At 69.5% G+C, this 25166-nt stretch carries 22 protein-coding genes and 1 pseudogene; 6 read left to right on the plus strand and 17 right to left on the minus strand.

All coding sequences use genetic code 11. The features are described from left to right. Window positions 1-86 precede the first annotated feature (86 nt). The 3 genes from groES to LGR54_RS10335 all read right to left on the minus strand — a co-directional run bounded on the left by groES (window position 87) and on the right by LGR54_RS10335 (window position 2469). Window positions 87-383 (minus strand): co-chaperone GroES, encoded by a 297-nt coding sequence (gene groES, locus LGR54_RS10325; RefSeq protein WP_214011312.1) that lies wholly within the window; start codon window positions 381-383, stop codon window positions 87-89. A gap of 258 nt (window positions 384-641) precedes the next feature. After that, on the minus strand, window positions 642-1145 hold the full coding sequence (locus tag LGR54_RS10330) for a phasin (protein ID WP_230361873.1): 504 nt from the start codon (window positions 1143-1145) through the stop codon (window positions 642-644). A 274-nt stretch (window positions 1146-1419) separates the two neighbouring features. After that, window positions 1420-2469: a phasin family protein gene (locus LGR54_RS10335; RefSeq protein ID WP_230361874.1), complete on the minus strand. Its 1050-nt coding sequence runs from the start codon at window positions 2467-2469 to the stop codon at window positions 1420-1422. Between the two features lie 254 nt (window positions 2470-2723). Here LGR54_RS10335 and LGR54_RS10340 point away from each other — a divergent pair, with 254 nt between their 5' ends. Then, window positions 2724-5666 (plus strand): ATP-binding protein, encoded by a 2943-nt coding sequence (locus tag LGR54_RS10340; RefSeq protein ID WP_230361875.1) that lies wholly within the window; start codon window positions 2724-2726, stop codon window positions 5664-5666. Between the two features lie 98 nt (window positions 5667-5764). Here LGR54_RS10340 and LGR54_RS10345 read toward each other — a convergent pair whose 3' ends face one another. Next, window positions 5765-7567: an AsmA family protein gene (locus tag LGR54_RS10345; protein ID WP_230361876.1), complete on the minus strand. Its 1803-nt coding sequence runs from the start codon at window positions 7565-7567 to the stop codon at window positions 5765-5767. A gap of 275 nt (window positions 7568-7842) precedes the next feature. Between LGR54_RS10345 and LGR54_RS10350 the strand changes: the two genes are divergently transcribed. Further along, window positions 7843-9810 (plus strand): acetoacetate--CoA ligase, encoded by a 1968-nt coding sequence (locus LGR54_RS10350; RefSeq protein WP_230361877.1) that lies wholly within the window; start codon window positions 7843-7845, stop codon window positions 9808-9810. 158 nt (window positions 9811-9968) lie between these two features. On the opposite strand, the gene bfr is transcribed toward LGR54_RS10350, so the two are convergent. The 5 genes from bfr to thrC all read right to left on the minus strand — a co-directional run bounded on the left by bfr (window position 9969) and on the right by thrC (window position 14762). Then, on the minus strand, window positions 9969-10445 hold the full coding sequence (bfr, locus tag LGR54_RS10355; protein ID WP_230361878.1) for a bacterioferritin: 477 nt from the start codon (window positions 10443-10445) through the stop codon (window positions 9969-9971). Window positions 10446-10641: 196 nt separating this feature from the next. Beyond that, a complete protein-coding gene (locus tag LGR54_RS10360; protein ID WP_230361879.1) occupies window positions 10642-10965 on the minus strand; it encodes a bacterioferritin-associated ferredoxin in 324 nt (107 codons plus the stop codon). A 415-nt stretch (window positions 10966-11380) separates the two neighbouring features. Further along, window positions 11381-12028 (minus strand): GNAT family N-acetyltransferase, encoded by a 648-nt coding sequence (locus tag LGR54_RS10365; protein WP_214011304.1) that lies wholly within the window; start codon window positions 12026-12028, stop codon window positions 11381-11383. A 29-nt stretch (window positions 12029-12057) separates the two neighbouring features. After that, window positions 12058-13356 carry a pitrilysin family protein gene (locus tag LGR54_RS10370; protein ID WP_230361880.1) on the minus strand — a complete coding sequence of 433 codons (1299 nt, stop codon included), beginning with the start codon at window positions 13354-13356 and terminating at the stop codon, window positions 12058-12060. After that, window positions 13353-14762, minus strand: a complete 1410-nt coding sequence (gene thrC, locus LGR54_RS10375; protein ID WP_230361881.1) for a threonine synthase — start codon at window positions 14760-14762, stop codon at window positions 13353-13355. The genes LGR54_RS10370 and thrC overlap by 4 nt, the downstream gene beginning before the upstream one ends. A 195-nt stretch (window positions 14763-14957) precedes the next feature. Between thrC and LGR54_RS10380 the strand changes: the two genes are divergently transcribed. Continuing rightward, window positions 14958-15275, plus strand: a complete 318-nt coding sequence (locus LGR54_RS10380) for a hypothetical protein (protein WP_230361882.1) — start codon at window positions 14958-14960, stop codon at window positions 15273-15275. A gap of 12 nt (window positions 15276-15287) precedes the next feature. Continuing rightward, window positions 15288-15416: pseudogene (locus tag LGR54_RS10385) on the plus strand (IS5/IS1182 family transposase); the annotation flags it as partial. A gap of 59 nt (window positions 15417-15475) precedes the next feature. Here LGR54_RS10385 and LGR54_RS10390 read toward each other — a convergent pair. The 8 genes from LGR54_RS10390 to coxB form a co-directional block, all read right to left on the minus strand. Then, entirely contained in the window at window positions 15476-16234 is a 759-nt protein-coding gene (locus tag LGR54_RS10390) for an SURF1 family protein (RefSeq protein WP_370638179.1), read from the minus strand. Next, window positions 16231-16617, minus strand: a complete 387-nt coding sequence (locus LGR54_RS10395; RefSeq protein WP_230361883.1) for a DUF983 domain-containing protein — start codon at window positions 16615-16617, stop codon at window positions 16231-16233. Before LGR54_RS10395 ends, LGR54_RS10390 begins: the two co-directional genes overlap by 4 nt. 743 nt (window positions 16618-17360) lie before the next feature. Next, window positions 17361-18197, minus strand: coding sequence for a cytochrome c oxidase subunit 3 (locus tag LGR54_RS10400; RefSeq protein ID WP_230361884.1), 837 nt, complete (start codon window positions 18195-18197; stop codon window positions 17361-17363). Window positions 18198-18499: 302 nt separating this feature from the next. Further along, window positions 18500-19180 (minus strand): cytochrome c oxidase assembly protein, encoded by a 681-nt coding sequence (locus LGR54_RS10405; protein WP_230361885.1) that lies wholly within the window; start codon window positions 19178-19180, stop codon window positions 18500-18502. A 7-nt stretch (window positions 19181-19187) separates the two neighbouring features. After that, window positions 19188-19439, minus strand: coding sequence for a hypothetical protein (locus LGR54_RS10410; RefSeq protein ID WP_230362097.1), 252 nt, complete (start codon window positions 19437-19439; stop codon window positions 19188-19190). 4 nt (window positions 19440-19443) lie between these two features. Continuing rightward, the gene (locus tag LGR54_RS10415) at window positions 19444-20406 is read right to left on the minus strand and encodes a heme o synthase (RefSeq protein ID WP_230361886.1); all 963 of its coding nucleotides are present in this window, start codon (window positions 20404-20406) and stop codon (window positions 19444-19446) included. A gap of 168 nt (window positions 20407-20574) precedes the next feature. Beyond that, a complete protein-coding gene (gene ctaD / locus LGR54_RS10420) occupies window positions 20575-22191 on the minus strand; it encodes a cytochrome c oxidase subunit I (protein ID WP_230361887.1) in 1617 nt (538 codons plus the stop codon). Between the two features lie 91 nt (window positions 22192-22282). After that, window positions 22283-23185, minus strand: coding sequence for a cytochrome c oxidase subunit II (coxB, locus tag LGR54_RS10425; RefSeq protein ID WP_230361888.1), 903 nt, complete (start codon window positions 23183-23185; stop codon window positions 22283-22285). Window positions 23186-23636: 451 nt separating this feature from the next. Between coxB and LGR54_RS10430 the strand changes: the two genes are divergently transcribed. After that, window positions 23637-24146: an invasion associated locus B family protein gene (locus LGR54_RS10430; protein WP_230361889.1), complete on the plus strand. Its 510-nt coding sequence runs from the start codon at window positions 23637-23639 to the stop codon at window positions 24144-24146. Between the two features lie 11 nt (window positions 24147-24157). Then, window positions 24158-24778 carry an HAD-IA family hydrolase gene (locus tag LGR54_RS10435; protein WP_230361890.1) on the plus strand — a complete coding sequence of 207 codons (621 nt, stop codon included), beginning with the start codon at window positions 24158-24160 and terminating at the stop codon, window positions 24776-24778. Window positions 24779-25166 lie beyond the last annotated feature (388 nt).

Below are 25166 nucleotides of genomic sequence, written 5' to 3' on the forward strand. Positions count from 1 at the left end.
GCTCACTCCTGAATGGATGTCGGTGCCGGCAACCCTGCCGCCTCAGCGGGGGCGGGGCGTGCCGGTCGGGGCGCGGGCGGCCGCTGTCAGCCGACGATGCCCATGACGTCGGATTCCTTCATGATGAGGTAGTCGGTGCCGTCGAGCTTCACCTCGGTGCCCGACCACTTGCCGAACAGCACCTTGTCGCCGGCCTTCACGTCGAGCGGAACCAGCTTGCCGGCCTCGTCGCGGGCGCCGGGCCCGACGGAGACGACTTCGCCCTGCGAGGGCTTTTCCTTGGCGCTGTCGGGGATGATGATCCCGCCGGCGGTCTTCTCTTCAGCGTCGATGCGCTTCACCACGATGCGGTCGTGCAGGGGACGGAACTTGAGCTTGGCCATCGGTGATCCTCGGCTATTTCTCTATGGCGCCGGCACGGCGCCGGCTTGACGCCTGAATGGGGCAGGCCGGCTGGCACTCAGCAAAAGCGAGTGCCAAAGCCGCAGCCGAGATAGGCAGGCCATGAGGCGGAGTCAAGGCAACGGCCGAGACGGCGCGGCGAATTCCCGCATCCCGAAAAGCGGTCCCCTGCGGACGCAAAAAGGCCCGGCTCGCGGGGTGCGGGCCGGGCCTTTGCGATGCCGGATGGCGAGAGGGCGTCAGGACGCCTTCTTGATGGTCTTCTCGACCGAGGCCTTGATCGGCTCGGCGGTCTCGTTCGCGACCTTCTGGGCCAGCACGGAGAGGTCCTTGGCCTGGGCGGAGAGCACGTCGAACTGCTTGCGCAGGTGGCCGGTGGAAAGCTCCACCGCCTCGGACAAGCTCTTGGTGCCGAGCAGGGCGCTGAAATAGTCGAAGGTGGAGTTCACATTGGTGCGCAGGGCTTCCAGCGCCAGCGTGTTGTATTCGGCGACGCCCTTGGAGGCGGTCGAATAGGTATCCTCGAGGAGGTCGGTGGTCTCCTCCGCGTGGGTCTTCATCTTCTCATAGGCGTCACGGGCATTCTGCACGCCCTTCTCGGCCATCTCGCGCACCGCGGCGGGCACTTCGAGATTGGGCAGATCGAACTTGGGCAGATCGAACTTGGGTAGCGCCGCTTCGAACGCCGCGGTGGCGGCCTTGGCGGTCTTCTTCGGGGTCGGGGTGGCAGCAGCCTCGGTCATGGGTTTGTCCTCGCGTTCACGGGTGCTCGATGAAGTTGCCCGGTCCGGCCATCGGCGCGGACTGGGCGGCGCTCGGAAAACGCGAGCGGGGAGTATCCCGCCCTTTCCGACTTCGCATCGTTTATTTGTGCAATGCAATATCATATTGCAATGCACAATCAACCCGTCTGTGCGGATTTTTTGATCCACTCCCCGGAGGGTGCTCTCAGCGGACTAACGTCGCCGGCGCCGGAGTGTTGCACGGCACCATGACAAAGGCCTCACCGCAGAGACCCTACTCCTGCGCCGTGGGGGTGGTCGATGCCGGCGGCACGCCGGCAGCCTCGACGGCCGGCGCGGTTTCGGCAGGCGCGGCCACGGGGGGAGAAGCGGCGGCCGGCGAAGCCGCGGCAGGGGCGGCCACGCGGGGCTTGCGCGCACCGGCGGACGCCCTGGGCGCGGCGGCCTTCTTGGGGGGCGCCGACGCTTTGGCAGCGGCAGGCACCGGCGCAACAGGAGCCGCGAGGGCCACAGGCTTAGCACCATTCGCCGCCGCGGCTTTAGGAGCAGCAGCCTTGGGAGCAGCGGCCTTGGGAGCAGCGGCCTTGGGAGCAGCGCGCTTGGCCACCGCACGCCGGGTAGCCACGGACTTCGGCGCTGCCTTGGCAGCCGGCACCTTGACGGCCGGTGCCGTCGCCACGGGTGCGGGAGCCTTGACGGCGGCAGGCGTCGCGCTAGCGGCCTTCACCTCGGGCGCAACAGCGGACTTTGCCGCGACGGGCTTGGCCGCCGGCTTGAGCGCAGCCTGGGGAGCGACAGCCTTGGCCGCAACGGGCCTGGCAGCAACAGGTTTAGCCGGCGCGGGCCGCGCCGCCGGACGCAGCGGGGCGGCAGCCCTCGCGGTCGTGCGCACGGCGCCGGACGGCCGGGACCGTTCGGCGGGGCGGGCGGCGCCATCCTCGGCGCCGGCGAAGCCGGCCTTGGACAGTACCCGCGCCTGCTCCCTGAGCCGCTGCGTCTGCTCGGCCACGAAGGCCGCGTTAAGCCGGTTCCATTCCTCCAGCGAGCCCGCCCGCGCCAGCCGCGCGATGAAATCGAAGACGGCGGCGATATTGGTCTCGGCGAAGTCGACCGTGGTCCGCCCGAGGTCGCGGGCGTTTTGCTGCGCCGCATCAACCCGGCGTTCGACATCGCTCAGCGCCTTGTGCGCAGCACCGAACAGGTTATCGACGGCGGAGCGGGCCTGGCCGACTCCCTGTTCAGCGAAGTTCCGCAGGTGGTTTGGAATGTCCAGCTTGGGATCCTGGGCCATCGGCGTCCTCCTGGAGGTGATGATTTTCATCATATCGCTGTCCGCGCCCGCGTCCATGCGCAGCGGCACCTACGACTAAAGTATCGTTTGCACTGCGAAAGGCAAATGGAATCGAGACCCGCCCTGGTGGCATCCGGTTAACCGCGAAACGCGAAGCTGCCTACCGGCCGCCGCAGCGCCATGGCGTCGGGGCGGCGGCAGCCCTATTATTATGGCGGTGAAAGCTGCCCGCCGGCGGCATTCCGAGTGTTTTTCCTTGTCCCGTGCGGAGCGTACAGTTCGGGTTTATGACGACACCGACCGACGGACATGACGCGGCAGGAGCCGGCGGACTGGCGACGCTGCTCGCCGAGCCCCGCATCGCGGCCACGCTGGCCGCTGCGGCGCCGGCGCTGCTGATCGACGCCGCCGGCCGCCTGCTCGCCGGCAATGCGGCCGGCCGCGCGCTGGTCGGCCCCGCCTCGGTCGCTCCCGCTACGGCCGATGCGTCGTCGCTTCGGCTGGCCCGCGATCTCGCCGGCCTCGCCGCCCGCAGCGCTGCCGCCCGCACCACCGCCGGCCATCGGCTGGAAAGGCTGCGCCTGCCGGCGCGGCTGACCCCGGTCACCGTCGCCTGCACGCTGATCGGCACCGGCGCCCGGCGCGCCATCCTCCTGGTCGCGCTCGATGCCCTGCCGGCCACCCTCGCGCCCGCCTTCCAGATGCCGGTGCCCGAACAGGCCCCGACGCCCGAACCCGCTGCTCCCCCGCAGGCCGCGATTGCGCCGTCGATCCCGCTGGTTGCCGAGCCGCCGCTGGTGGCGCCCCTCTCTTTGGAGCCCACCCCTGTGGAGGCCGCCCGGCCGCCGGCCCCCGGTCAGCGCTTCACCTGGCGCACCGGCGGCGATGGCCGGCTCGATCCGACCGCCGCGCAGCTCGGCACCCTGCTCGGCCGTTCGGCGCAGGAGATCGCCGGCCGCAGCTGGGCCGAGCTCGGCGCGCCGCAGGCGCATGACGCCGTCATCGCCGGGGTGAGCTTCACCCATCTGCCGGTCGAGCTGCCGGGTGCACGCGGCGAGACGCTGCGGGCCGAACTTGGCGGCGCGCCGCTGCGTGAGGGCGGCATGCGCGGCTTCGGCGTGCTGAAGGAGCGCATCGACGCGCCGACGCTCGCCGCATCCAGCCTACCCCCAGTCAAGACGCCGTCGCCTGCTCCTCCCGCAGAGCCGACGCCTGCCGCGCCCACGACTGCCACACAGATTCCTGCCACACAGATTCCTGCCGCACAGATTCCTGCCGAGACCGAGGCCCTGATCCCGGCGGCTCCGCCCTCCCCCGCCGCGCCGGACCTGCCGCGCCCCACCCTCAGCCTGGTGCCGCCGATCCCGAATGTCGTGCCGCTGCGCGCCGGCGAGAACGGCCGCGCCGACGCCGCCCGGGGCGATGCGGCGCGCGCCTCCTGGGAAGGCCTGTCGACCGGCGAGCGCAACGCCTTCCGCGAGATCGCCCGCGCGCTCGGCGCCCGCATCGAGGGCATGGATGTCGACCCGGCCGACACGTCCTCGGACGAAGCGCCGGCCGCCGATATCGACATCGCGCCTGCCCCGCCGGCGGCCTCGACATCGACGGCAGCGGAGCCCCACACGTCTCGGCCTTCCGCGCCGGCGCCGGCCGCCCCCACGCCGGCACCGCCGACAAGCCCGCCGCCCGCCGCCGCGATCGCCCCGGCGGAGCCTCGTCCTCCCGAGGGCCTGCGCCGCAGCCTCTCCGACGCCGAGCGCCCGGTGCTCGATCGCTTGCCCGTCGGCCTCGTCGCCTGGCGCGGCGACCGGCTGCTCTACGCCAACCGCACCCTGCTCGACTGGACCGGCTACAGCGACACCGGCGCCATGCAGGCGGCTGGCGGCCTCTCCGCCCTGTTCGGCAGCCCGCTCTCGGCCCAGGGCAATGACGACAGCGACGACGGCGCGGCGCTGTCGATCCTGCCGCGCACCGGCGCGCCGATCGCCGTCGAGGCGCGGCTGATGTCGGCGCCGTGGGACGGCACCCCGGCCATGCTGCACCTGCTGCGCCGCCTCGGCGAGCCGGCGGACGAGCGGCTGCGCCAGGCTGAGCTCACGCTGCGCCAGTCCGAGGCCACCGCCCGCGAGCTGCGTTCCATCCTCGACACCGCCACCGACGGCGTGGTGCTGATCGACGCGCAGGGCGTCATCCTCTCGATGAACCGCCCGGCGGAAGCGCTGTTCGGCTTCGATTCCGCCGAGGTGCAGGGCGAGAACTTCACCCTGCTCTTCGCTCCCGAGAGCCAGCGCGGCGCCGTCGACTATCTCGACGGGCTCGCCTCCAACGGCGTCGCCAGCGTGCTGAATGACGGGCGCGAGGTGATCGGCCGGGTGCGCGAGGGCGGGCTGATCCCGCTGTTCATGACGGTCGGCCGAGTCGGCGAGGATTCGAGCAAGTTCTGCGCGGTGCTGCGCGACATCACCCAGTGGAAGCGCGCCGAGGAGGAACTCACCGAGGCCAAGCGGCTCGCCGAGCGCGCCAACATGGCGAAGTCGGATTTCCTCGCCAAGATCAGCCACGAGATCCGCACCCCGCTCAACGCCATCATCGGCTTTTCCGAGGTGATGATGGAGGAGCGCTTCGGGCCGGTGGAGAACCAGCGCTACCGCGACTATCTGCGCGACATCCACTCCTCCGGCGGCCACCTCATCTCGCTGATCAACGACCTCTTGGACCTGTCGAAGATCGAGGCCGGCAAGCTCGATCTGTCCTTCACCAGCGTCGCGCTCAACGAGATCGTCCAGCAGGGCATGGCGATCATGCAACCGCAGGCGAACCGCGAGCGCATCATCATCCGCTCCTCGCTCGCCGCCGACCTGCCGCCGGTAGTGGCGGATGCGCGTTCGATCCGGCAGATCGTGCTCAATCTCGTCTCGAACTCGGTGAAGTTCACCCGGCCGGGCGGACAGGTGATCCTGTCGACGGCGCTCACCGCGCAGGGCGAGGTGGTGCTGAGGGTGCGCGACACCGGCATCGGCATGTCGGAGGCCGACATCGCCATCGCGATGGAGCCGTTCCGGCAGATCGTCACCTCCGGCCAGTCCGGCTCGGGCGGCACCGGGCTCGGCCTGCCGCTGACCAAGGCGCTGGCGGAAGCCAACCGCGCCTCCTTCTCCATCCGCTCGGCGGTGGATTCCGGCACGCTGGTGGAGATCACCTTCCCCTCGACCCGGGTGCTGGCGGAATAGGCCTTACAGCCGGCAGGCGCCGCGAAACTCGCCCGGCTGCGGCTGCAGCGGGAACGGCCTCGCGCGTGACAGACTGAACGTTCCCGCCTGCGGGAGGCTCAGGGCGTCGGCGCCAGGATCCCGGTCGCCTCCATGCGCGGGCCGAACAGCGGGCGCGCCGCGCCGGAGCGGCGGATCAGCGCCTGCGGATCCGGTAGCAGCAGCGGGTCGTCCCAATCGCCGCGCACCACGAAGGGCAGCTCGAACGGGCTCGCCTTGCCGCTGGCGTCCTTCAGCATGGCGGTGCCGGCAAGGTCGAGGTCGCGCGCCAGCAGCGAGGCGGTGCCGGTCATGCGCACCGCGAGGCGCGTGCTGTCCATCGAGAAGGCGGTGAGGTCGGCGACGCCGCCGGTGATGGTCGCTTCCGCCGCGACGGTGTCGAAGGCGGTACGGCCGCCGCGCAGATTGCCGACGCCGGACAACGGGCGCTCGGCCAGCCGCGACAGGATGCGCGCCGCGTCGAGGCCGACCAGCGCGCCATTGGCGCCTTCCAGCCGGAAGCTGCCGTCGAGGCTGTTGACGATGCCGGCGATGTCGGTCCCCGTACCCGTGGCGGTCAGGCGGAACGAGCCGGTTCCCTCCAGCCGCTGGGTACGGAACAGGTCGCCGAGCGCCTGGGCCAGCGCGACGTCCTCGCAGGCGAGTTCGACCCGCACCTCGGTGCCGGCCGGCGCCGGCGCCACCTGGGCGGAGGCGCGGAAGATGCCCTGCCAGCCCTCGGCCTCGCCAATGGCCAGCGACAGCTTGCCCCCCTTCACCACCGCGCTGGCGGCGAGGCGTTCCAGCTTGGCCGCGCCGGAGCGCACCTCAGCGGCCGAGAGCCGCAGATCGAGGTCGAAGCGCCCCAGCCGCTTGGTGTCGAGCGCGTCGCGGCTCCAGTCGCGGCCGTCCGGCGAGGCGAGCACCAGTTGGCCATAGGGCGCGAGGTCGAGCGTGCCGGCGGCGAGCGAGCCCTGAACCTGCGGGCGGCCCTCGTCGAGGCGCAGGGTGAAGCCGCCCTCGCTGACATTGCCGTCGAGTTCGAGCCGCACCCGGCTCAGCGACGCCGACTTGCCGGAATAAAGCATATCCGCCTTCAGCGCGAAGGGGCCGAAGCCGCCTTCGGTCGGCGCGTCGAGGTCGAGCCAGTCGAGCGCCGCGCGTGCCGAGCGCGCCGCGATATAGACGGCGCCCTCGCCGGACAAGCCGGAGGCGAAGCCGAAGCTGCCCTCATAGGACAGGTCGCCGAGCGGCCCGGTCGCGGAGGCGCGCAGCCGGGCGGGCCGGTCCTCGGCCAGCGCGGCGAGCTGCGAGAAGGCGACGTCGACATCCATCGGCTGGTCGTGCCAGATGAAGCCGCCGTCGAGGGTCAGCGAGCTGCCGCCCCGCCAGCTTATGGTGGCGTTCATCCGCGCGGTGGTGGTGAAGTCGCCGTCGTCGTCGGCGAGGCGCAACAGGCCGTCCATCACCCGGATCTCGCCGGAGACGGTGCCGGCGCCGATGCGGCGCAGCAGCCCGGCGAGCATGTCGCTATTGGAAACCCGGTCGGGAACGGTCAGCGACGGATTGGCCAGCGCGATGTAGTCGGCGCGGGCGGTTCCGGTGACCAGCGGTAGCAGGTCGAGCACGATCCGCAGCTGCGGCACGGTCAGGCCGATGCCGTCGCGCTGGCCGATGCGCACCCGCTCCATCTCCAGCGCCGGCCAGGGCAGCACGGAGAAGCGCACCGAGCCGTCAATGGCGGCGTCGAGCCCGGTGGCGGCGCGCATCAGGCCGAGCGCTTCGGCCCGCAACCGTTCCTGTGAGGCGAGCTTGGGAGCGAGGGCGGCGCCGACCACCACGAGAAGCAGCGGCAGCAGCAGGATCGCCAGCAGTTTTCTCATTGCGTGTCGCCACAACCCCGTCGGCATTCCGCTTGCTGCGCCTGCCCGTGCATTTCAACCCGACGAAGCACCCCTCCCGTCGTCGACCGGCTGGGAACTGGCATAAATCCAATTGCCGGCACACTGCAACATCCTGTTCCTCTGTGTCTGTTTCATGGCCTGACAAGTTGTGGACCGGGCGCTATGAATTCGCCGGGCACGGCAAACACTCGACAAAAGCCGGCCGACCACCGCCAATGGAACGTCGCTGCTGGAAGCCTGGGAGGGCACGCTTGATGAGTGCGGACTACGATCTGCCGCTGTGGACGCCGAGCGAGGAGCGGGTCGCCCGTACCGCCGTCGTCGCCTTCATCCGCACCGTCAACGAACGCCACGGCACCCGTCTGGCCGATTACCGCGACCTGCACGCCTGGTCGATCGCCGAGCCCGCCGCCTTCTGGGAGGCGGTGTGGGAGCTCGGCGAGGTGATCGGCGAACGCGCCGGCCCGAGCCTGGTCGATGGCGACAAGATGCCCGGCGCGGTCTTCTTCCCGCAGGCGCGGCTCAACTATGCCGAGAACCTGCTGCGCCCGCGCGATCCCGCGAGCCTCGCCCTCGTGTTCCGCGGAGAGGACAAGGTGGAGCGGCGCGTCAGCTTCGGCGAGCTCACCGCCCTGGTTTCCCGCCTGCAGCAGGCGATGAAGGCGGCCGGCGTCGGCATCGGCGACCGGGTGGCGGCGACCATGCCCAACCTGCCGGAGACCATCGCCATCATGCTGGCGGCGACCTCGCTCGGCGCCATTTTCTCCTCCTGCTCGCCGGATTTCGGCGAGCATGGCATACTCGACCGCTTCAGCCAGATCGCGCCCAAGCTCTATGTCGCGGTGGACGGCTACTGGTACAACGGCAAGCGCGTGCCCATCGGCGACAAGCTGAAAGCCGTGGTGCCGCATCTGGCTAGCGCGGCGAAGACGATCGTCGTCCCCTATCTCGGCGAGGCCGACGAGGTGGCGGCCGGGCTGCCGAACGGCATCTCCCTCGACGCCTTCATCGCCCCGTTCGCCCCGGCGCCGCTCGCCTTCGAGCGGGTGCCGTTCAACCACCCGGCGTTCATCCTGTTCTCCTCCGGCACCACCGGGGTGCCGAAATGCATCGTGCATGGCGGCGGCGGCACGCTCTTGCAGCACATCAAGGAGCACCGGCTGCACTGCGACCTGCATCCGGGCGACCGGCTGTTCTACTTCACCACCTGCGGCTGGATGATGTGGAACTGGCTGGTCTCCGGCCTCGCCAGCGACCTCACCCTCTGCCTGTTCGACGGCTCGCCCTTCGCCCCGGCCCCCTCGGTGCTGTTCGACTATGCCGAGAAGGAGGGCTTCGCGCTGTTTGGCACCTCGGCGAAATACATCGATTCGCTGCGCAAGGAGGGCCTGCGCCCGGTCGACACGCACGACCTGTCGAAGCTGAAGGCGATCACCTCCACCGGCTCGCCGCTGGCGCCGGCCGACTTCGCCTATGTCTATGAGGCGATCAAGCCGGACCTGCACCTCGCCTCGATCTCGGGGGGCACCGACATCGTCTCCTGCTTCGTGCTCGGCGATCCCACCTCGCCGGTCTATCGCGGCGAGATCCAGGCACCCGGCCTCGGCATGGCGGTGGAGGTCTGGTCGGACGACGGCAAGCCGATCACCGGCGAGCGCGGCGAGCTGGTCTGCACCCGCCCCTTCCCCTGCATGCCGGTGATGTTCTGGAACGATCCCGAGGGCGCCAAGTATCACGCGGCCTATTTCGAGCGCTTCGACAATGTCTGGTGCCACGGCGACTTCGCCGAATGGACGCGCCATGGCGGCATCATCATCCATGGCCGCTCGGACGCGACGCTGAACCCGCAGGGCGTGCGCATCGGCACCGCCGAGATCTACGCGCAGGCCGAGCAGGTGCCGGAGATCCTGGAGGCCATCGCCATCGGCCAGGAATGGGACAATGATGTGCGCGTCGTGCTGTTCGTGCGGCTGAAGGCCGGCACGGTACTCGACGCCGAACTGGACAAGCGCATCAAGACGCAGATCCGCGTCGGCGCCTCGCCGCGCCACGTGCCGGCGAAGATCGTCGCGGTGGCGGACATTCCGCGCACCCGCTCGGGCAAGATCACCGAGCTCGCGGTGCGCGAGGTGGTGCATGGCCGGCCGGTGAAGAACACCGAGGCGCTGGCCAATCCCGAGGCGCTGGAGTGCTATCGCAACCTGCCGGAGCTGGCGAGCTAGGCCACCGGCCGCCTCGCCGGGCAAGCTCGCCGGAGCGCCCCTGCCGAGGCCAGCGGGACGCTCCGCGCATGAAAAAGGCCGGTCTCCCGACCGGCCTCGCTCCACGGGGGCGGCAGCGGGACCGAATGGCCCCGCGACATCCGCCGGTCCGGCTCGCCTCAGTCCAGATCGCCGATATGGTGCTGGGCGTAGAGCTGCACGCCGAGCCGGCCGATGAGGTCGAGCTGGGTCTCGAGGAAGTCGATATGGCCTTCCTCGTCCGCCATCAGTTCCTTGAACAGGTCGCGGCTCGGATAGTCCTTCACCTCGTCGCAATAGGAGGCGGCTTCCTGGTAGAGCGCGCGCGCCTCGATCTCGGCGGCGAGGTCGCACTCGATCACTTCCTTGATGTCCTGGCCGATGCGCAGCGGGTCGAGCACCTGCAGGTTGGGGAAGCCTTCGAGGAACAGGATGCGGTCGACGAACTTGTCGGCGTGCTGCATCTCCTCGATCGACTCGGCGCGCCACTTGGCCGCCAGCTTCTTGAAGCCCCAGTTGTCGAGCATGCGATAATGCAGCCAATACTGGTTGATCGCCGTCAGCTCGGAGCGCAGGCCGCGGTTGAGATATTCGATGACCTTGCTGTCGCCCTTCATGGCCTTGCCTCTCGATTGGTACGCAATGGGTAAGCGCGCTCTTTTTAGAATTGTTCCAATCGAATGACAAGACGCGAACGGGGGACGAACGCGATTATCCACGCGATCGGCGGACGATCGCGTGGCGGGGCGCGCGCAAGCCGGCGAGCCAGCGCCGGCGCGAGGTCAGTCGGTCAGGATCGGGGAGGAGAAGCGGCTATTCCGCCGCCAGCAGATTGGCCGGCATGAGGTCGGCGAGCATCTGCTCGGCGGTATGGGCATGCTCGTGCGCGTGGCCGTGTGCATGAACGTGATCGTGCGCATGGTCCTTCACCGCGCATTCCAGCGGGCAGGCGCCGCAGGCCGGGGCGGCGTTGATGTCGTCGATCAGCTTGCGGATGGTGCGAGCGCAGCGGCCGCATTGCGGGCTGCAGCCGAGGCAACGATACACTTGTCCGGCCGTGCGCACGCTCGCCTCGGGATCGGCGATGGCGGCGCGGACCTGCGTGTCGGAGAGCACGTTACACGAACACACAATCATCGTGCGGCGGAACCAAGTGACGAGCTATTTAGAATAATTCTAAATTTCTGCCTGTACTTATCTTCTCGCGTCAATCTGCCCCGCCGTCAATCGGCAAAACCCGATCAGCCGATCACAGACGCGAATATTCATCTTCGCACGGCCACAGTTTTTAGGATTTCTAGTCTGTGGCGACTTCTTTTTATATGCATTCCAGACTGAAGCCTTGCCGAACACTACCGGGGCACCCGGCACCCTGCCATCCCCGCGTGCCGATACGCTGCAAGAGACGGTGCAAGACTCCACCCTAAGGACTCCGCCCCAAGGACTCAGCCCCAAGGACTTCGCCTGAGGAATCAGCCCGAGAACTCGGTGAAAGATCTGGCGACGCCGCGACCCCGTAGCCCGCCGGACCCGCCCGGCCCAACGATTCGGCTCAGCCGCCCCGTCCTTCATCGGCGTCGTGCACCAGGGTCGGGCGCGCCGGGGTCGGGGCCGGCGCCACCGGATCGCTGGAGAGCCGGGCGAACAGCAGGTGGTCCTGCCACACGCCGTTGATGCAGAGATATTCCCGACCATAGCCCTCGCGGCGGAAGCCGACCTTCTGCAGCAGCCGGATCGAGGGCTGGTTGCTCGGCAGGCAGGCGGCCTCGATGCGCCGCAGGCCGAGCGTGCCATGCGCATAGGGCAGCAGCGCCCGCACCGCCGCCGTCATGTGGCCCTTGCCGGCGAAGGGCGCGCCCATCCAGTAGCCGAGGCTCGCCGTCTGCGTCACGCCGCGCCGCACATTGGAGAGCGACAGCCCGCCGAGCAGCACCCGGTCGGTGGCGCGCAGCACCAGGAACGGGTAGGCGCTGTCCTCCTTGAGGTCGCGGGCGTAGCGGCGCATGCGGCGGCGGAAGGCGCCGCGCGTCAGGTCATGCGCCGGCCAGAGCGGCTCCCACGGCGCGAGGAAGGTCCGGCTTTCGTCGCGCAGCGTCGCCCAGGCCGCGAAGTCCGACATCAGCGGCATGCGCAGGACGACGCCCTCGCCTTCGATCAGCGAGGGCGGCTCCGGCCAGGAAACGCTGCGGAACAGAGCCATGGGGTCGACGGACGTTCGGGCCGAGGGATTCAGCCTGAACCCAAACGTTCGGCGAAGCGCGCGGCGGATTCAAGAGGCTTCTGCGGTCCCAGCGCCGTGAAGGTCGGCCGGGCGCCGGCCTTGCCGCCGGCGATGAGCCGCCGCCCGGCGGCGCGGGCGTCCTCCAGCGTCACCGCCTCCACCTTGGCGATGATCTCCTCCAGCGGGATAGGCCGGCCGAAGGCCAGCATCTGCCGGGCGAGCTGGTCGGCGCGGGCGCCGGAGCTCTCCAGCGCCGTCAGCAGCCCGACCTTGGCCTGCGCCTTGGAACGGTTGAGCTCCGCCTCGGTGATGGTCTCGGCGGTCGCGCCGATCTCGTCGACCACGACATTGACCAGTTCGCCGAGATCGCCGGCGTCGGTGCCGGCATAGACGCCGAACAGCCCGGTGTCGCCATAGCTCCAGTGGAAGGCATAGACCGCGTAGCAGAGCCCGCGCTTCTCGCGCACTTCCTGGAACAGCCGCGACGACATGCCGCCGCCGAGGATGTTGGTGAACACCTGCAGCGCGTGGATGCCGGGATCGCGATAGGACAGGCCTTCGAGGCCGATCAGCACATGCGCCTGTTCGAGCTCGCGTCCGTCGCCGATCTCGACGCCGCCCTTGTATTCCGCGGCCACCGCCGCCGGCTTGTCGCCGCGGGGCAGCGTGGCGAGCCGCCGGCCGGCCTCCTCGACCAGGCGATCATGGTCGATCGCCCCGGCACCGGCGACGATCATCCGCTCGGCGCGGTAATTGCGATCGAGATAGGTGCGCAGGTCGTCCGGCCGGAACGACTTCACGCTCGCCGGCGTGCCGAGGATAGAGCGTCCCACCGGCTGGCCGGGAAAGGCCCGCTCCTGGAACAGGTCGAACACCAGATCGTCCGGCGTGTCGAGCGCGGCGCCGATCTCCTGCACGATGACGTTGCGCTCGCGCGCCAGCTCCTCGGGGTCGAAGGCCGGCTCGGTCAGGATGTCGGCGAGCACGTCGACCGCCAGCGGCACGTCCTCGGCGAGTACGCGGGCATGATAGGAGGTGTGCTCGACGCTGGTGGCGGCGTTGATGTCGCCGCCCACCGCCTCGATCTCCTCGGCGATGGCGCGGGCCGAGCGCCGGCGCGTGCCCTTGAACGCCATGTGCTCGAGCAGGTGCGAGATGCCGTGCTCGTTCGACACCTCGTCGCGCGAGCCCGCCCCGGCCCAGATGCCGAGCGAGGCGGTGGCGAGGTGGCCCATGGCGTCGGTGATGACGGTGACGCCGTTCTCCAGCGTGGTGATGCGCGGCGTGTTCACAGGGGCACCGCTCATGACGCGCTCGCCGCGATGCGGGCATGCGCCTCGATATAGGCACGGATCGCCGCGATGTCGTTCGGCAGCGTCGGCGTGCGCTCGGGGCGCTCCAGCAGGTCGGCGAGATGCGGCGGCAGCGCCGGGCGCTCGCCGCAGGCCTTCTCGACCGCGTCGGGGAACTTCGCCGGATGCGCGGTGGACAGCACCACCTGCGGCACCTTCGGGTCGTGCTTCAGCTTCTCGGCCACCGCCACCGCGACGGCGGTGTGCGGGTCGAGGAGGTAGCCCGCCTCGCGCCGCACCCGGGCGATGGTGGCGGCGGTCTCGGCCTCGTCGGCGCGGCCGGCGTCGAATTCGGCGCGGATGGCGGCGAGCGCCTCGTTGCGCGGCGAGAACGAACCGGACTGCGCCAGCGAGGCCATCAGCCCGCGCACCGCCCCGGCGTCGCGGTCATGCGCGTCGAACAGCAGCCGCTCGAAATTCGAGGACACCTCGATGTCCATCGAGGGCGAGGAGGACGGCACCACCCCGGTCACCTCGTAGCGGCCGGTGGCCAGCGTGCGGGCGAGGATGTCGTTCACATTGGTGGCGATGGCGAGCCGGGCCACCGGCAGGCCCATCTGCTTGGCGACATAGCCGGCGAGGATGTCGCCGAAATTGCCGGTCGGCACCACGAAGGACACCGGACGGTGCGGCGCGCCCAGCGCCACGCCGGCATAGAAGTAATAAACCACCTGCGCGACGATGCGCGCCCAGTTGATCGAGTTCACCCCGGCGAGCGCCAGCCGGTCGCGATAGGCGTGGTCGTTGAACAGCGCCTTCACATGCGCCTGGCAGTCGTCGAAGGTGCCTTCCACCGCGATGGCGTGGACATTGGCGTCCGCCACCGTGGTCATCTGCCGGCGCTGCACCTCGGAGACGCGGCCCGCCGGATAGAGGATGAATACATCGGTGCGCGCGCGGCCACGGAACGCCTCGATGGCCGCCGAGCCGGTGTCGCCGGAGGTGGCGCCGACGATGGTCGCGCGGGCGTCCCGCTCGCTCAGCACATGGTCCATCATGCGGCCGAGCAGCTGCATGGCGACGTCCTTGAACGCCAGCGTCGGGCCGTGGAACAGCTCCAGCACGAAGCGGTTCGGCGCGATCTGCACCAGCGGCGTCGTCGCGACATGGCGGAAGGAGGCGTAGGCCTCCTCCAGCATCGGCGCCAGCACCTTGGGCGCGAAGGCGGCGTCGACGAAGGGCGCGATCACCCGGCCGGCGACCTCGGCATAGGAATGGCCGGCGAGGCGGGCGATGTCGGCGGGAGCGAGCGCCGGATAGGCCTCGGGCACATAGAGCCCGCCATCGCGGGCGAGCCCGGCCAGCAGGGCATCGGAAAAGGCGAGCGCCGGCGCTTCGCCGCGTGTCGAGATATAGCGCAAGCTCGCGCCTCCACTGGAACCGATCGGGCGGCGCGGGGCCGCCGGAAAGCGCCGCAACCTAGTGGCGGCGCGCCCGCGAGGCAAGCATCTCGGCTACCGCACCGCAAACGCCCCGCCGTGACCCGCTACCGAGGTCGCGAACTCATGAAAATTGTCAGTCTCCGAGCCTGGCTGCATCATGCACGGGGAGCCACGATGCAGACGGACGCGATCGAAGCGATTGGGATCGATGACGGCGGATCGCTTTGGGTGAAGCCCGCGACGGCGGCGTTCCCGTTCATGTACCGTGAGGCGATGGAGGTTCATTGGGACGCTGAACGGGCGTGCCTGTATGGCCCCAAGCCGCGCGAACGGACTTATGCGGCCTGGTTCGGGCAGATCGGCGATGCCGCGCGTGAGCAGGGTGTTGATCTGAGGCTCGTCCCCGAGACGGCGTGGACAGGGATCGACCCGGAGCTGCGGCAGGCTATCGTCACCGCCGATCGAGGGGTTCCACTGGGCGCCGCGTCCTGATTCAGGCCCTGCCGCGAACGCAACCTCATCGAGCGGCTCTTCTCCAAGTTGAAGCCCTTCCGCCGTGTCGCCGCCCGTTGCGATCAGCGCGCGTCCAATGTCCCCGCCATGGCCCGGCTCGCCTCGATGCGCCCGTGGCTCCATGACCTGTGGCTCCGCGACCTGTGGCTCCGCGACCTGTGGCCCCATGAGCCCACAGCCTATCCCCTTCTCCGCCGCCACAGCACCGCGACCCCGACGCCGGCCAGCGAGGCCGCGAGGCCGAACCAGGTCAGCGCGTATTCGAGATGCCGGTTGGGGAAGGCGATGCGCGTCAGCCCGCCCTGCGGCCAGCCGCCGGGATTGGGCGCGGCGTCGGCGTCGATGAGGAACGGCGCCACCCGCAGCAGGCCCTTGGCCTCGCCGATGGCGAAGGGGTCGCGCACATACCAGGCATCCTTGCCGGGATCGTTGGACGGCGTGAACAGCCCGCCCTCCTCCGGCATGCGGATCAGCCCGGTAACGGTCACCGCGCCGTCGACCTGTCCCTGGGTCCGCTCCGCCGGGTTCTTCAGCCGCATCGGCACGAAGCCGCGATTGATCAGAATCGCCGCGCCCTCAGCGGTCACCAGCGGCGTGATCACCCAGTAGCCGGGCCCGCCACCGCCATCCGGCGTCTGGTCGGCGAGCGTGTAGACCTGCACCTCCAGATCGTGGCGGAACCGACCGGTGACGTTCACCCGACGGTATTCGTCGTCCTCGAAATCGACCTCGTCCCAGTCCTGCTCGTCGGGCACCGGCACCGCCGCCTCGTGGATGCGGGCGTCGACCTTGGCGATGAGCCCCTGCTTCCAAGCCAGCCGCTCCAGCTGCCAGACGCCGAGCGACACCAGTATCGCGAGGGCGAGGCCGCTGGCGATCAGGCCGATGACCCGGCCGGGCTTCATCCGGCGGCGGACGGGGGATGCAGGCTCGCTCACGGCTCACCCTTGTCGAGCCGGCCCTGCTCCGCCTGCTTGGCGTATTGCAGGGCGATCAGCGTCGCCTTCAGCGGGCGCAGCAGGCCGAGCGTGGAGATCAGCACCAGCGGCGTCCACAGCAGCGCATGCACCCAGAGCGGCGGGGTGAAGCTGAGCTCGACCCACAGAGCGAGGCCGACCACCAGCGAGCCGGCGGCGAGGATGATGAACACCACCGGGCCGTCGCCGGAATCGTCGAAGGAGTAGTCGAGCCCGCAGCGCGTGCAGGCGGGAGCGACGGTGAGGAAGCCGGAGAACAGCTTGCCCTGGCCGCAGCGCGGGCAGCGGCAGGTCAGCCCGGCCGCATAGGGCGAGACGCCGGCGTGGAAGGGTTGCAGGTCCATTCTCGTCTCTCCCTCACCGCGCGGCTCGACCGCGCGGCGCGCCCTCCATGTCGCCGTCCGGCCCGGCCGCGCGGCATATTCTCCGTGTCTCGCGGCCGTCTCCGTCGGTCGGCCGTAAGAGCGGGCGGGCCACCGCGACGTCGCCCGGCGTCGCCCGCGTTCATATCAGCTTCCCACGCGGCGACGCCACCGGCATGCGGCCGCCGCTAATGAGCCGTACGAGCGTCCCCGCCGATCCGGGCCGGCTCCCGCCCGCCTCCCCGGTCCCATCCGGGCGGCGCCGCCCGAACGCGGCCGTCCCCATCGGCACGTCGCCACCGGCATATCGAGACCGGACCGGCACGGCATGGTCCGCACATCGCCGCCGGCCCGTATCGGCCGCAGCCCCGATCCCGGCCCCGGCCGGACGCCGATCGACAGACCTTCCCGCCGCGGCCGCCCCGGCGATCCCGGCCGCGCCATGGCGGGTGACGCCCGGCGGATAAGCTGCGGCAGGCGGCTCGCCACGACGGGTAACGCACAGCGTCCCGTCCGGTAACCGACGCTATCTGTCACGCGCGCCTCACCGCTCGGCCTTCACGCCCCGGGCGGGGTGCGGTGCGGGGATGATGACCGCCTCCCGAAAGACCGGGCAGCCGTAACCGTTCCGGTGCGCCCGCGCCCCGGAATACCCGCCCGAAACGCAAGCGGGGCGGCCCCGGCCGCCCCGCCAAATCTGTCGTCGGATGTCTCCGGCGCGTCGCTCAGTGCGCGGCGACAGCGCCGCCGCCCCACACATAGATGAAGGTGAAGAGGAACAGCCAGACCACGTCGACGAAGTGCCAGTACCAGGCCGCCGCCTCGAAGCCGAAATGCGCGGTCGGGGTGAAGTGGCCGGCATAGAGCCGCCCGAGGCACACGGCGAGGAAGATGGTGCCGACGATGACGTGGAAGCCGTGGAAACCGGTCGCCATGAAGAAGGTGGCGCCGTAGATGTTGCCGGAGAAGGCGAAGGTCGCGTGGCTGTATTCATAGGCCTGCAGGCTGGAGAACAGCACGCCGAGCGCCACCGTGCACCACAGGCCCCACTTCGCCTGCTGGCGGTCGCCATGCACCAGCGCATGGTGCGCCCAGGTCAGCGTGGTGCCGGAGGTCAGCAGGATCAGCGTGTTGAGCAGCGGCAGGTGCCAGGGGTCGAAGGTCTCGATGCCCTGCGGCGGCCAATGCCCGCCGGTGAACTCGGCGCGGGTGTAGTTGATCGCCTCGCCGGCATAGATCGAAGCGTCGAAGAACGCCCAGAACCAGGCGACGAAGAACATCACCTCGGAGGCGATGAACAGGATCATGCCGTAGCGCAGATGCAGCTGCACCACGCGGGTGTGGTAGTGCTGCTGGCCCTCGCGGATGACGTCCCGCCACCACACGCCCATCGTGTAGATGACGCCGAGCAGGCCGACGATCATCACCAGCGAGGTGAGCTGGCCGTGCATCCAGAACACGGCGCCGACCGCCAGCACGAAGGCGAAGATCGAAACCACGAACGGCCACGGGCTCGGATCGACGAGGTGGTAGTCGTGCTGCTTGGCGTGGGCCTCGGCCATGGGTCGCGCTCTCCGTTCCGTCTTATTCCTAGCGGTCCGATTTTGCGGCCGCAATGTGTCGTTCTGCCTCTAGGTCACGACCCAGCTGCGGCGTTTCCGCCCGCCGGGCCGAAGCCCTGCCTGGGCCGGTGCCCCTTTGCCGGACCGGCGCCCCGGCAAGGCCGAACCCTGGGCCATGTCGGAGCCCGTGGCCGGCCGTGCCACGGCGGCCGCCCTGCCAATCTCGTCGCCGGCCTCGCGTCGCCGGCTTGCCGCTCCCAGGCCCTGTCCCACGCGCCGGCCCTTCCGGCGAGGGGAACGCCCTAGAGCGGGGACTTGTCCGCCTCGCCCGCCTTCGGCCGCCCCGCCGCCGGCTCCGGCGTCCCGGCGCTGGTGTTGGCGACGCTGGTCTTGGCAACGTTGGTCTTGGCGAAGAAGGTGTAGGACAGGGTGATGCTGTTCACGCCCGTGGCGTCCGGATCGTCGGCCAGCGCCGGATCAACGAAGAACACCACCGGCATGTCCAGCGCCTCGCCGGGCTGCAACGTTTGGTCGGTGAAGCAGAAGCACTGCATCTTGGCGAAGTGGGAGCCGGCCTGCGCCGGGGTGACGTTGTAGCTCGCCGTCGCGGTCGCCGGCGTGGAGCCGGTGTTCTCGACCCGGTAGAAGATCAGCTTGGTCTCGCCGAGCTTCACCGTCACCGTGCGCTGCTCCGGCCCGAAGCGCCAGGACAGGCCGGGCGCCACATTGGCGTCGAAGCGGATCTCGATCTCGCGGTCGGAGGTGGCGGCGGGGGCGCTCGAGGCCACCTGGGTGGCGCCGCCGAAGCCGGTCACCCGGCAGAACAGCTGGTAGAGCGGCACCGAGGCATAGGCGGCGCCGACCATCAGCGCGACGAAGGCGACGCAGCCCGCCGCCACCAGCCCGTGCCGGCGCGCGGTGGCGCGGTCGGCGGCGGAATCGCGGTCCGGGCGGGACGTCTCGCTGGTCGGCGTCTCGCTCATCGGCGCCTCACAGCGGCCGGATCAGCACGGCGGGGCCGAGCTTCACGATGGTGACGACGTAGAACAGCAGGCACAGCGCGCCGAGCACGAGGGCGATCGCCACCGAGCGCGAGCGGCGGCTGCGGCGCTGCTCCTCGGTCAGCACCACGCCGTCGAACGGCGGCGGGCCGGCCTTGGTCTCGGGCTGCCCTTTGGTCTCGGACAACGCATCGCGGCGCTGGGTCTCCGGCTCGGCCATGGTCAGGCTCCCTTGCGCCATCGGCTCAGATCCCGAGCCCGGAGAGCCAGGACGGCACGTGCAGCGCCTCGACCAGCAGCACCGCGAAGAGCGTGAACAGATAGAGGATCGAGAAGCCGAACAGCTGCTTGCACGCCTTGGTCGCCGCCGCGCCCTCGCGGATGCGGTACACCTTCACGGCGAGCGCCAGCATCATCGCCCCAGCGATGCCGGAGATGACGCCATAGGCGAGGCCGGCCATGCCCAGGAACCAGGGCGACATGGCGAGCGGCACCAGCAGCAGCGTGTAGAGCAGGATCTGCCGCCGCGTCTCGTCCGGGCCGGCGACCACCGGCAGCATCGGCACGCCGGCGCGGGCGTAATCGTCGGCCTTGTAGAGCGACAGCGCCCAGAAATGCGGCGGGGTCCAGAAGAAGATGATCAGGAACAGGATCACGCTTTCGAGGCCGATGCCGCCCGAGGCGGCCGCCCAGCCCACCATGGGCGGGAAGGCGCCGGCAGCACCGCCGATGACGATGTTCTGCGGCGTCGAGCGCTTCAGCCACATCGTGTAGATCACGACATAGAAGAAGATGGTGAAGGCGAGCAGCGCCGCCGCCAGTTCGTCGACCAGCAGGCCGAGCACGATCACCGAGCCGACCGACAGCGTCATGCCGAAGGCGAGCGCCTCGCGCGGGGTGATGCGCCCGGCGGGAATCGGCCGGCGCTTGGTCCGGCTCATCACCGCGTCGATGTCGGCGTCCCACCACATATTGAGCGCGCCGGAGGCGCCGGCGCCGATGGCGATGCACAGGAGCGCGGTGAAGCCGATCACCGGATGCACGTCGCCCGGCGCGCGCAATATGCCGACCAGCGCAGTGAACACGACGAGCGACATCACCCGCGGCTTCAGGAGCGCGAAATAGTCGGACGCCGAGGCATAGGACGGCCCGTCGAGCGGGCGCTCCTTGGCGGTGAGGTCGTAATCGCGCGATGCGACGTCGGTCATCTCGTCACTCCAGCGCCGCGCGTGGCGGCGCCTGCGGCTTCACTGCGCCGCCGCGCGGGCGGCGCTTTCGTCGGAGACACCGCCCCGAGGGGTGGCGTTTGCGTTGTCTGCCGGGCAGGGCGCCGCGAGGGGCGCGCCGTCCGGTTGGTCATCGGGTCCGTCCCGCCCTCACTTGATGCGCGGCAGCACGTCGAAGTGGTGATACGGCGGCGGCGAGGGCAAAGTCCACTCCAGCGTGGTGGCACCCTCGCCCCACGGATTGGCGCCAGCCGGCACCTTGGCGGCGAACATGCGGTAGATGCCGAACAGGAACACCAGCACCGCGAAGCCCGAAATATACGAGCCGATCGAGGAGACGAAGTTCCAGCCGGCGAAGGCGTCCGGATAGTCGGCATAGCGGCGCGGCATGCCGGCGAGGCCGAGGAAGTGCTGCGGGAAGAACACCAGGTTCACGCCGATGAAGGTGAGCCAGAAATGCAGCTTTCCGATGGTCTCGGAATACATGTAGCCGAACATCTTCGGCGCCCAGTAGTACCAGCCGGCGAAGATGGCGAACACCGCGCCCAGCGACAGCACGTAGTGGAAATGCGCCACCACGTAATAGGTGTCGTGCAGCGAGCGGTCGATGCCGGCGTTGGAGAGCACCACGCCGGTCACGCCGCCGACGGTGAACAGGAAGATGAAGCCGAAGGCCCACAGCATCGGGGTGCGGAACGAGAGCGAGCCGCCCCACATGGTGGCGATCCAGGAGAAGATCTTCACCCCCGTCGGCACCGCGATGATCATCGTCGCCGCCACGAAATAGGCCTGCGTCGAGGAGGACAGGCCGACCGTGTACATGTGGTGCGCCCACACCACGAAGCCGACCACGCCGATCGCGACCATGGCGTAGGCCATGCCGAGATAGCCGAACACCGGTTTCTTCGAGAAGGTCGCCACGATGTGCGAGATGATGCCGAAGCCCGGCAGGATCAGGATGTACACTTCGGGGTGGCCGAAGAACCAGAACAGGTGCTGGAACAGGATCGGGTCGCCGCCGCCGGCCGGGTCGAAGAAGGTGGTGCCGAAATTGCGGTCGGTGAGCAGCATGGTGATCGCGCCGGCCAGCACCGGCAGCGACAGCAGCAGCAGGAAGGCGGTGACCAGCTGCGACCAGGCGAACAGCGGCATCTTGTGCAGCGTCATGCCCGGGGCGCGCATGTTGAGGATCGTCGTGATCAGGTTGATCGCGCCGAGGATCGAGGAGGCGCCGGCGATGTGCAGCGACAGGATCAAAAGGTCCATGGCCGGGCCGGGATGGCCGAGCTTGGACGACAGCGGGGGATAGATGGTCCAGCCGCCGCCGAAGCCGGTGGAGCCGGCGGCGCCCTCGACGAACAAAGAGAGGATCGCCAGAGCGAAGGCCGGGGGCAGCAGCCAGAAGGCGACGTTATTGATGCGCGGGAAGGCGGTGTCCGGCGCGCCGATCATCAGCGGCACGAAGTAGTTGCCGTAGCCGCCGATCATCGCCGGCATCACCATGAAGAAGATCATGATGAGGCCGTGGCCGGTGGTGAACACGTTGAAGGTCTGCGGATCGGAGAAGATCTGCATCCCCGGCTGCTGCAGTTCCATGCGGATGCCGATGGAGAGGGCGCCGCCGACGATCCCCGCCACGATGGCGAAGATCAGGTACATCAGGCCGATGTCCTTGTTGTTGGTCGAATAGACCCAGCGCTTCCAACCCGTCGGGTCTCCCCCATGCGCGTGATGGCCCTGCGCATGACCGGCTGCATGTGTCGCCATAGATCCGTCCCTCACTCGCCCGCTTGCGCGCGCTTCTTAAATCCCTGGGCCCGACGAGCCCGCTCCGCTTCCGATCCGGCCCGCCGTCCCGTCAGCGGGCGGCCGGCAGCGGCGCATTCTCGTTGGCGGCGACACGGGCCGGGGCCTCGGCCGCCGCGAACTTCTTCTTGGCGTCCTCGACCCAGGCGGCGAAATCGGCCTCGCTCACCACGCGGACGGCCAGCGGCATGAAGGCGTGGTCCTTGCCGCACAGCTCCGAGCACTGGCCATAATACACCCCCTCCTTGGTCGCCTGGAACCAGCTCTCGTTCAGGCGGCCCGGCAGGGCGTCGATCTTCACGCCGAAGGAGGGCACCGCGAAGGAGTGGATCACGTCGGCCGAGGTGACCTGGATGCGGACGTTCTTGCCCACCGGCACCACCACCTCGTTGTCCACCGCGAGCAGGCGCGGCTGGCCGGGCTGGAGGTCGGCGTCCTGCACGATCATGCTGTCGAAGCCGAACGGGCCGTTGTCGGGATATTCGTAGGACCAGTACCACTGGTGGCCCGTCACCTTCACCGTGAGGTCCGCCTTGGGCAGGTCGAGCTGCAGGAACAGCAGCCGGAAGGAGGGAATGGCGATCGCCACCAGGATCAGCACCGGCACCACCGTCCACAGCACCTCGATGAGGGTGTTGTGGGTGGTGCGCGAGGGCACCGGGTTGGCCTTTTCGTTGAACTTCACCGCCACGATGGCCATCAGCACGGCCACCAGCAGCACCACCGCGACGATGATGGCGAGCAGGAAGAGATGGAAGGAGTGGATACTCTCCATCACCGGGGTCGCCGCGCCCTGGAAGTTGATCTGCCAGGGCGAGGGCTTGCCGGTGTCGGCAAGGGCCGCCCCGGCCAGTCCGAGAAGGCCGGCGGCGGCGCCGGCGAGCCCCGCGCCGGTGCGCAGGGCGGGGCTGATCCAGTTACGGCTGGTCCGATTATCGCTCGTCCGCCCGTTCATCGCGATCGTCACTCCCCTCGACGCTCCGTCCTTCCGATCGATCCCCGGAAGACGGGGCCAGCCGGTCACATTTGATCTTCATCAAACACAAAATAACCCACCGGGCAACGAAACAACCGCCTCTGCCTCTGCGACAAGACGTCGGGTGCCTGGAACGGTTCTACCCCCCGCGACACCCCTGTCCGGGCCCGATTGAGCCCGTCCGGCAGGGGCATGAAGGCAACGTGAACGCAGGAAAACGCGGGAAGCGGGGCGCAAGGCCGTGAACCGGCCGCCGCATTCTTGACATCGCGTGGAAGCCTTGTAACCCCCTTGCGCCGCGGGGGTCCGATCGGGACCCGGGAAGGAGCGCCGTCGTCCGCGTGGCGATTCGCCCTTTCTTCACCGCTCGTTATTATCGTCGTCCCGGGTTTCGCCCGGAACGACTAATCCTGATTGGGAGACAAGGCCCATGCGCGGCTTCCCGGCCCTCCACCCTGCCATTCTGGCGGTGTTCGTCCTGCTCGGCTTCGCCGGCGGGTCGGCGCATGCCCAGGGCGTCGTGCGCTCGGTGCACGGCGAATGGCAGATCCGCTGCGACACGCCGCCCGGCGCCCAGTCCGAGCAGTGCGTGCTGCTGCAGAGCGTGCAGGCCGACGACCGGCCGAATGTCGGCCTCACCGTCATCGTGCTGAAGACCGCCGATGGCCAGAGCCGCCTCCTGCGCGTGCTCGCCCCGCTCGGCGTGCTGCTGCCTTCCGGCCTCGGACTGAAGATCGACAACGCCGATGTCGGCCGCGCCGGCTTCGTGCGCTGCGTGCCGAATGGCTGCGTCGCCGAGGTGGTGCTCGACGACAAACTGACGCAGCAGCTGCGCACCGGGCAGAACGCCACCTTCATCGTGTTCCAGACCCCGGAAGAGGGAATCGGCATCCCGCTGAGCCTCAAGGGCTTCGGCGAGGGATACGACGCCCTGCCGTGACGGGGGCGGCGATGGCTCCCTCCCCCCTTCCCCGCCTCGTCATCTTCGACATGGACGACGTGCTGCTGCATTACGATGTGGCGGCGCGCCAGCAGGCGATCGCCGAGCTCGCCGGGCTCGGCCTCGACGACGTCGCCCGGCTGATCTGGGAGGACGGCATCGAGGATGCCGCCGATGCCGGCCGGCTCGATGCCGATGCCTATCTCGCCGCGATCTCCGCCGCGCTGCGCGTGCCGTTCGGCCGGGCGGAATGGGCCCGCACGCGGGGCCTCGCCATGACGCTGTTCCCGGACTCGGTGGCGCTGGCGCTCAGGGTGAGCCGGCGCACGCCAATCGCGCTGCTCACCAATAACGGGCACATCATGAAGGAGCATTTCGACCTTCTGGTGCCCGGCCTGCGCGACGTGTTCGGCCCGGCCATGCATGTCGCCGCCGAGTTCAACACCAAGAAGCCGGACCCGGACATCTACCGCCGCCTCGCCGCGCTTTACGGCGCCGCGCCGCAGGAGGCGGTGATGATCGACGACAAGCAGGTGAACATCGACGGCGCGCTGGCCGCCGGGCTGCATGCCCACCGCTTCACCGACGCCGCCGGGTTGGAGAGGTTTCTCGCCGGGCTCGCTCTTCTATAGAGAAAGCCCGGCACGCCGCCCGATCACAGCCGGGCCAGCCGGTCGCGCCATGCCGCCGACGCGCATGGGGCTCGCGCGTGGGGCCACCTGCGCGCGCCCTTGAGCGACGCCGGACCGAGGCTGCCACAGCCCCCCTTCGCCTCTGGCTCCTTCCACTGGCTCGCCCTGCCCCAGCGCCGCGCCGGGGCCACTCGCCCGGCATGATCGGGGCCACCACCCCCATCCAGTGAGGCAGCGAAAGACGCGCGCAGCCGGCGCCACGCCCTCGGCCTCGCCTTTTCTTGCGCCGAAACAACAAATACTTGCCCTGCGCCAGCTTCTCGTGTCTTCCGGCAATTGACGCCTATCGGGTATCCCGACAAAATCACGCCATTGTCGAATTGTTCTT

This window comes from Ancylobacter sp. Lp-2, from assembly GCF_020523795.1.
In the GTDB taxonomy this organism is placed as follows: Bacteria; Pseudomonadota; Alphaproteobacteria; order Rhizobiales; family Xanthobacteraceae; genus Ancylobacter.

Coding starts and splice junctions, on each gene's coding strand:
- LGR54_RS10335 (WP_230361874.1), bottom strand. CDS start 2,469: ATGATGAAAATCATCACCTCCAGGAGGACGCCGATGGCCCAGGATCCC.
- coxB (WP_230361888.1), bottom strand. CDS start 23,185: ATGAACGGGCGGACGAGCGATAATCGGACCAGCCGTAACTGGATCAGC.
- LGR54_RS10340 (WP_230361875.1), top strand. CDS start 2,724: ATGACGACACCGACCGACGGACATGACGCGGCAGGAGCCGGCGGACTG.
- bfr (WP_230361878.1), bottom strand. CDS start 10,445: ATGAAGGGCGACAGCAAGGTCATCGAATATCTCAACCGCGGCCTGCGC.
- LGR54_RS10395 (WP_230361883.1), bottom strand. CDS start 16,617: ATGGACCTGCAACCCTTCCACGCCGGCGTCTCGCCCTATGCGGCCGGG.
- LGR54_RS10365 (WP_214011304.1), bottom strand. CDS start 12,028: ATGGCTCTGTTCCGCAGCGTTTCCTGGCCGGAGCCGCCCTCGCTGATC.
- LGR54_RS10410 (WP_230362097.1), bottom strand. CDS start 19,439: ATGGCGCAAGGGAGCCTGACCATGGCCGAGCCGGAGACCCAGCGCCGC.
- LGR54_RS10345 (WP_230361876.1), bottom strand. CDS start 7,567: ATGAGAAAACTGCTGGCGATCCTGCTGCTGCCGCTGCTTCTCGTGGTG.
- ctaD (WP_230361887.1), bottom strand. CDS start 22,191: ATGGCGACACATGCAGCCGGTCATGCGCAGGGCCATCACGCGCATGGG.
- LGR54_RS10415 (WP_230361886.1), bottom strand. CDS start 20,406: ATGACCGACGTCGCATCGCGCGATTACGACCTCACCGCCAAGGAGCGC.
- LGR54_RS10370 (WP_230361880.1), bottom strand. CDS start 13,356: ATGAGCGGTGCCCCTGTGAACACGCCGCGCATCACCACGCTGGAGAAC.
- LGR54_RS10360 (WP_230361879.1), bottom strand. CDS start 10,965: ATGATTGTGTGTTCGTGTAACGTGCTCTCCGACACGCAGGTCCGCGCC.
- LGR54_RS10435 (WP_230361890.1), top strand. CDS start 24,158: ATGGCTCCCTCCCCCCTTCCCCGCCTCGTCATCTTCGACATGGACGAC.
- groES (WP_214011312.1), bottom strand. CDS start 383: ATGGCCAAGCTCAAGTTCCGTCCCCTGCACGACCGCATCGTGGTGAAG.
- LGR54_RS10380 (WP_230361882.1), top strand. CDS start 14,958: ATGCAGACGGACGCGATCGAAGCGATTGGGATCGATGACGGCGGATCG.
- LGR54_RS10405 (WP_230361885.1), bottom strand. CDS start 19,180: ATGAGCGAGACGCCGACCAGCGAGACGTCCCGCCCGGACCGCGATTCC.
- LGR54_RS10430 (WP_230361889.1), top strand. CDS start 23,637: ATGCGCGGCTTCCCGGCCCTCCACCCTGCCATTCTGGCGGTGTTCGTC.
- LGR54_RS10400 (WP_230361884.1), bottom strand. CDS start 18,197: ATGGCCGAGGCCCACGCCAAGCAGCACGACTACCACCTCGTCGATCCG.
- LGR54_RS10330 (WP_230361873.1), bottom strand. CDS start 1,145: ATGACCGAGGCTGCTGCCACCCCGACCCCGAAGAAGACCGCCAAGGCC.
- LGR54_RS10350 (WP_230361877.1), top strand. CDS start 7,843: ATGAGTGCGGACTACGATCTGCCGCTGTGGACGCCGAGCGAGGAGCGG.